General features: G+C 69.5%; 8 protein-coding genes. 5 read left to right on the forward strand and 3 right to left on the reverse strand.

Annotated elements, in window-relative coordinates; translation table 11 throughout:
• Nucleotides 1-1,189 (reverse strand): LEA type 2 family protein (locus tag AOZ13_RS12720; RefSeq protein WP_049934122.1); only part of this gene is annotated, 1,189 nt, incomplete at its 3' end.
• An 89-nt stretch (nt 1,190-1,278) separates the two neighbouring features.
• Between AOZ13_RS12720 and AOZ13_RS14595 the strand changes: the two genes are divergently transcribed.
• From AOZ13_RS14595 to AOZ13_RS12735, 4 genes are read left to right on the forward strand one after another with little or no spacing between them, the layout of a single operon-like run.
• Nucleotides 1,279-1,446, forward strand: a complete 168-nt coding sequence (locus tag AOZ13_RS14595; RefSeq protein ID WP_020221260.1) for a DUF7525 family protein — start codon at nt 1,279-1,281, stop codon at nt 1,444-1,446.
• Between the two features lie 52 nt (nt 1,447-1,498).
• Nucleotides 1,499-1,723 carry a DUF7123 family protein gene (locus tag AOZ13_RS12725; protein ID WP_020221261.1) on the forward strand — a complete coding sequence of 75 codons (225 nt, stop codon included), beginning with the start codon at nt 1,499-1,501 and terminating at the stop codon, nt 1,721-1,723.
• A gap of 45 nt (nt 1,724-1,768) precedes the next feature.
• A complete protein-coding gene (locus AOZ13_RS12730; protein ID WP_020221262.1) occupies nt 1,769-2,179 on the forward strand; it encodes an SRPBCC family protein in 411 nt (136 codons plus the stop codon).
• Nucleotides 2,180-2,182: 3 nt separating this feature from the next.
• On the forward strand, nt 2,183-2,995 hold the full coding sequence (locus AOZ13_RS12735) for a nitrilase-related carbon-nitrogen hydrolase (protein ID WP_020221263.1): 813 nt from the start codon (nt 2,183-2,185) through the stop codon (nt 2,993-2,995).
• Between the two features lie 235 nt (nt 2,996-3,230).
• Here AOZ13_RS12735 and AOZ13_RS12740 read toward each other — a convergent pair whose 3' ends face one another.
• On the reverse strand, nt 3,231-4,055 hold the full coding sequence (locus AOZ13_RS12740; RefSeq protein ID WP_020221264.1) for an RIO1 family regulatory kinase/ATPase domain-containing protein: 825 nt from the start codon (nt 4,053-4,055) through the stop codon (nt 3,231-3,233).
• 96 nt (nt 4,056-4,151) lie between these two features.
• On the opposite strand from AOZ13_RS12740, the gene AOZ13_RS12745 reads away from it, so the two are divergent.
• Entirely contained in the window at nt 4,152-4,349 is a 198-nt protein-coding gene (locus tag AOZ13_RS12745) for a hypothetical protein (protein ID WP_159103067.1), read from the forward strand.
• Between the two features lie 285 nt (nt 4,350-4,634).
• On the opposite strand, the gene AOZ13_RS12750 is transcribed toward AOZ13_RS12745, so the two are convergent.
• Nucleotides 4,635-5,885: a Glu/Leu/Phe/Val family dehydrogenase gene (locus AOZ13_RS12750; protein ID WP_044957352.1), complete on the reverse strand. Its 1,251-nt coding sequence runs from the start codon at nt 5,883-5,885 to the stop codon at nt 4,635-4,637.
• Nucleotides 5,886-6,101 lie beyond the last annotated feature (216 nt).

Here is a 6,101-nt window from a genome sequence, read left to right on the forward strand (position 1 = left end):
TCGTCCTCCCGTTCGTCGTGTTCGTCGCGCTCTCGCTCGTCGCGCTCGACGAGCCGCTCGTCGTCGCGTCGTCGTCCGACGTGTCGCCGAGTGACCCGAGGATGCCGTCTCCGGTCGTCGTCGCGTGAGTCGGGGTGTCGTTCGCCGCTCCGCCGTCGCTACCGGTCCCGAACGCGTCGCTCCCGCCTTCCGAGTCGTTCCCGGCCGCGCCGGCCGTCGCGTTCCCCGCGCTCTCGTTCTTCGTCCCGAAGATGTCCGTCTCGATGGTCTTCCGGTAGGTCAGACCGTGGAGCGGGACGCGCATCTCCGGACCGTCGCCCGCCGAGAGGCGCGCGTAGAAGTCGATGACGAGGTGCGTCGTCTGGCCGTTGCGCAGGTGCGTCACCCACCACTCGTCGAGGCGATCGTTGTCGATGACGGTCTCCGCGCGCACGGTCCGCGTCCCGCCCGCGGGGATGACGACGGTGTTCTCGCTCTCGCCCTCCCCGACGTCGACGCCGTTCATCGTCACGTTGTAGCCGATCCCGCCGATGGCGACCGGGACGGACTTGGGGTTGTGGACGACGAAGGCGGTTTCGAGCGGCGTGGAGGCGTTCGTGACGGTCCCCCAGTGGGCGCGCGTCTCGTCGACGACGAGCACGGGATCGCTCACGAGCGGGAGACCCGCGTCGATGGGACGGTCGGCGGTCGAGTTGAACTGGTCGCTGATGTTCGTCGTCACCGTCCGCGTCGTCGGGACGACGTGCGCGCTCCGCCCGAGCGTCCCCGATTTGACGTCCGCGGCGACCGTGACGGTGGTCTCCTCGCCGTTCCGGACGTGGCTGACCCACCACGCGGGGATGCGTTCGTTGCGGAGGTAGCTCTCGAAGCGCAGGGTCGAATTTCCGGTGCCGACGTCGACGCCGCGCTTCTCGCCGTACGCCATTCCGATCCCGTTCATCGAGACGGTGTAGTCGACGCTCACGCCGCCGAGGCGCACCGCGATCGGGTTCGGGTTGTGAGCGGTCAGCGACGTGTCGACGGTCGTGGTCGTCTCGTTCACGTCGCCGAACGCGTTGTGCGTGCCGGCCACGGTCGGGACGCCGACCCACCCGAGCGCGACGGTCGCGACGACGATGACGACGCAGCAGAGAATGGCGGTGACGGCCGATCGGAGGCGGGTTCCGAGCGCGAGCGCGCGCAGGTCCATGTGAACGGAGCGACCCCGAGCGTCGAAAGGGTTGCGCACCGCGTCGGCGGACCGCAGGCGCTAAGTCGCGCCCGCGCGGTACCCGTCGTATGGCCGAAACTACTACCGATAGGGGTCTCGGGATCGGACTGGTCTGCGGCGTCGTCGCGACGCTCGGCGCGCTCGCGACGCTCTCCGGCGTCGCGGTCGCGGCCGGGTTCGCCGTCGCGATCGCCTTCGGTGCCCTCTCCGTCGCGTCGTTCCACGCGTTCGCGTGAGCACGAGACGGGACCGGAAACGGTTAAGCACGCGAGGCGTTTACACCCGGCCATGACGGAGTATACCGAGGACGAACGCCGCATCCTCGCCTACCTCAACGAGAGCGTCGAGGCCGGTGAGCGGTATTTCCGGGCGAAGACGATCGCCGGCCACCTCGGCCTCACCGCCAAGCAGGTCGGGGCGCGCCTCCCGCGTCTCGCCGAGAAGTCGGACGACGTCGACATCGAGAAGTGGGGACGCTCGAAGTCGACGACGTGGCGCGTCGAACCCGCGTAGGGTGCGAACCGGCGGCTTTTTGCTCGGCCCATCCCACCTCCGCGTATGACTGTCCGGGTCGAACGGACCTTCGAGTTGGACGTCCCACCGGAGGAGGTGTGGGCGTTCATCGCCGACCCGACGAAGCGCGCGTCGGCCATCAGCGTCGTCACCGGCTACGAGCGCCGCGGTGACGTCACCGTCTGGTTCGTCGAACTCCCCGTCGTCCGGCGGACCATCGAGGTCGAGACGCGCGACGTCGAGCGTCGCGACGGCGAGTACGTCGAGTTCGTCGGGAAATCCGCCGTGTTGGACGTCACCGGCGAGCACGAACTCGAACCCGCGGACGACGGATGTCTGCTCCACAATACGTTCGTCGTCGAGGGGAAGTTCCCCGGCGTCGAGCGGTTCTTCAAGCGACAACTCGACGACGAACTCGATAACCTCGAACGCGAGCTCGCGGCGCGGGGGACGTGAGCCGTGCGCCTCGCGCTCGCACAGTTCGCGCCCGTCGCTGGCGATACCGACGCGAACCTCGACGCCGCGCTCGACGCGATCGCGTCCGCGGCCGACCGCGGCGCCGACCTCGTCGCGCTCCCCGAACTCTGGGACGTCGGCTACTTCGCGTTCGACGATTATCCCGCGGCCGCGGAGAGCCTCGGTGGACCGCGCCTCGGCCGGATCGCGGACGCCGCCGCCGAGCGCGGAATCGCCGTTCTCGCGGGGAGCGTCGTCGAAGACCTCACCGCGAGCGCCGCCGACGGCGTCGCGACGCCCGCCGACGCGGGATACGCGAACGCGAGCGTCCTCCTCGACGCGTCGGGCGAGCGCCGCCTCGTCTATCGCAAACACCACCTGTTCGGATACGACTCCCGCGAGGCGGAGCTACTCGTTCCGGGCGAGCGACTGGAGACGGCCGACGTCGGGGACTTCACCGTCGCCGCGACCACCTGCTACGACCTGCGCTTCCCCGAACTCTATCGCGACCTCGTGGATCGGGGCGTCTCGCTCGTCCTCGTTCCTTCGGCGTGGCCGTACCCGCGCGTCGAGCACTGGCGGACGCTCGCGCGGGCGCGTGCCGTCGAGAACCAGTGGTATCTCGGCGCGGTGAACGGCGTCGGCGAGCAGGCGGGATCGCGGCTCCTCGGGCGCTCGACCGTCCACGATCCGTGGGGGACGCCCGTGGCGAGCGCCGGCGACGACCGCGCGCTCGTCCTCGCCGACCTCGATCCCGAGCGCGTGCGCGAAGTCCGCGACTCGTTCCCCGCACTCGACGATCGGCGTGACGCGTGAGACGCCCGTCAGTGAAAAGATAGCTTTTTACGCGAGCGGGGAGAATTGAAGGATGCCGACGCGAGACGCTTTTCTCGTCGCGTGTTGGCACTAACGCCCGCACCTCGTCTCGACGCCGACCTCGAAGTCGTCCGGAAGCCCGCGCCGGACGACCCTCGACCCCCTATCAGGCGGGGTCACTCCATCGCCTCCCGCCTCTCCTCTCGGATCACTCGCCCGATCAGTCACGACGTCGTCACTCGTCGGCGTCCCCGCCCTCGCTCGCGGCGCCCTCCAGTTCGCCGCGGAGGGCGGCGGCGTCGAAGTCGTGATCGGGGCGGATGGCCACGAAGTCGAGGAACTCGCGGGCGGCGAGGAGCGCCTCGACGTCGAACGCCTCGCGCGCCGCGCGGACCGCGGCCTCGGCGCCGACGAGGGGTTCGAGGACGGCGAGCGCGCACGCGAGATCGTACGCCCGTACGGAGCGCGCGACGGCCTCGTCCTCGCGGACCTTCGTCGCGTCGATGAAGTAGAGGTCGCCGTCGTGGATGAGCACGTTCTCCGCGCGGAGATCGCCGTGCGCGAGCCCGTGTTCGTGCATCGATCGCAGCGCGTCGAACAGCGCCGGCGCCCGCTTCTCGATCTCCGCGGGCGGGAGATCGTCGAGCGTCTCGAAGTCCGGGAGGTACTCCATCACGATGACGCCGAGGTCGCCGACGGCGAACGCCTCGATGGGTTCCGGGACGTTCAATCCGGCCTCGCGCATCCGTCGAGTCGCTTCCAGTTCGTGCTCGGCCATCTCGAGCGGGCCATCGAACGGCTCGAAGAAGCCCTCCGCGCCCGCGGAGAACACGCCGAGGTTGCGCATTCCCGTGAACAGCGAGTGGACGAAGGCGTTCTGCGCGGAGACGATCTTGCAGAACCATCGGTCGTTCACGACGACGGGCGTCGAGAACCAGTTGTCCGCATCGAGGAACTCGACGCGGACGCGATCCTCGCCGTACCGATCGGCGATCTCGCGGGCGACCGCTTCGAGGTCGGCCCACGGTACGGTGCCGCGGACGAACCGCCGGAGGCTCATGCTCCGTGAAAGGTCGTCTCCGTGTATAGTTCCTTTCGCCCCCGTCTCGCGGTCGTCGCCCCCGGGCTTTTCCGTTCGGCGGACGCAACCGATCGGTTGGATGCCATGACCGAGCAAGCCGACTCCGAGACAGGAGAGGAGTGGGGTTCGAGCGCCATCGGCGACGCGTTCGAGACGCTCGAGACCGAGATCGAGCGGGCCGAGGCCGACGCCTCGGGCGCGCGGGCGATCGCGCTCTCGCGCTCGCGCGACCTACTCGAAAAGGTCGAACGGACCCTCAAAAAGACCGGGTGAGCGGCCACCGTTCTCTCCCGTGCGCCGGGTGAGGTCGCGGTCGCCACGTCGAACACCAGCGACGGCACGAGCGAATACGCGAACGAAGCCATCGGGGGGTGAGCGACGAGCGTCGCACGACGCCGGTGGGGAGAGTGACTCCGAGGGCGCTCTCGGAGCGCCCCGGATGCGTCCGCCGACGTTCGCGTGAGCGGTACGCGAAGCAAACCGGAGCCTGCGCCGACTACGGCAAGGGTGGGAATCTGCAAGGGGGCGACGGTCGCGTAGGCGAGCGTCGAGGGCTTGCTAGGGCCAGTTCCCCGATCCCTCGTACGCGGAGCGGACGCGACGGAGCGCGAGGACGTCCGCGGCCGTTCGGAGGTTCGGCGTCCCGGTCTCCTCGTGGACGTCGATCATGGCGTCGAAGGCGTCGGTGATGACGGTCTCGAGTTCGTCGTTGACGCGCGCTTCGGACCACGCGAAGCGCTGGCGGTTCTGCACCCACTCGAAGTAGGAGACGGTGACGCCGCCCGCGTTCGCGAGGATGTCGGGGACGACGGTGACGTCGCGTTCGGTGAGGACGTCGTCCGCGTCCGGGGTGAGCGGGCCGTTCGCGGCCTCGACGATCACGTCCGCCCGCACGTCCGCCGCGAGGTCGCCGTCGATGGCGTTCTCGAGCGCCGCGGGGACGAGCAGATCGACGTCGAGCGTCAACAGCTCCTCGCCGGCGCGCTCCTCACTCGCGTCGTATCCCGTGACGGTGCCCGTCTCGTCCTTGTGGGCCTTGACGTCGCGGGGGGCGAGACCGTCGGGATCGTAGATCGCGCCCGCGGAGTCGCTGACGGCGACGACGCGCGCGCCCTGATCGGCGAGGAGCGAGGCGGCGACGCTCCCGGCGTTCCCGAAGCCCTGCACGGCGACGGTCGCGCCGTCGAGGTCGCGTCCGAGGTAGTCGAAGACCTCGCGGGCGGCGAGCGTCACCGAGCGACCCGTCGCCTCGACGCGCCCCTCGCTCCCGCCGTTGTCGAGACCCTTCCCGGTCACGACGCCCGGCTCGGTCGTCCCTTCGAGCGTCTCGTAGGTGTCCTTGATCCAGTTCATCTCCCGCTGGCCCGTGTTCACGTCGGGCGCGGGGACGTCCCGATTCTCGCCGATGAGCGGACGGATCTCGGTCGCGAAGGCGCGAGTCAGCCGTTCGAGTTCGCCCGTCGAATACTGGTGGGGATCGACGACGATGCCGCCCTTCCCGCCGCCGTACGGGACGTCCGCGACGGCGCACTTGTAGACCATCCACCCGGAGAGGGCCTTCACTTCGTCGCGCGAGACGTTCGGGTGGTAGCGGATCCCGCCCTTGTACGGTCCGCGGTCGCCGTTGAACTGCGAGCGATAGGCCGTGAACGTCTCCAGCGACCCGTCGTCGAGTTCGATCGTGAGCGTCGTTTCGAGGACGCGCTCGGGGCGCTTGAGGCGTTCGAGGACCCCCGGATCGATGTCGAGATACTGGCCGGCGTCGTCGAGTTGCTCCCGGAGGTTCTCGAACGGATTCTCCTCACTCATGAACACCGATACGCCCGGCGGGCGATTAAAGATACGCCTCACCGGCCGACCCGCGGCGATCGCCGACGCCGCGCCCTCAGAAGCCGCGAGCTTCGTGGGCGTCGGTGACGCGATCGAGCGCGACGACGTACGCGGCCTCGCGCCACGTCGCGTCGTCGTTGTCCTCGTAGGCGGAGAGACGGCGTCCCACGCGTCGGTCATCTCCGCCTCGAGTTC

The organism is Halarchaeum acidiphilum MH1-52-1 (assembly GCF_000474235.1).
GTDB classification, from domain to species: Archaea; Halobacteriota; Halobacteria; order Halobacteriales; family Halobacteriaceae; genus Halarchaeum; species Halarchaeum acidiphilum.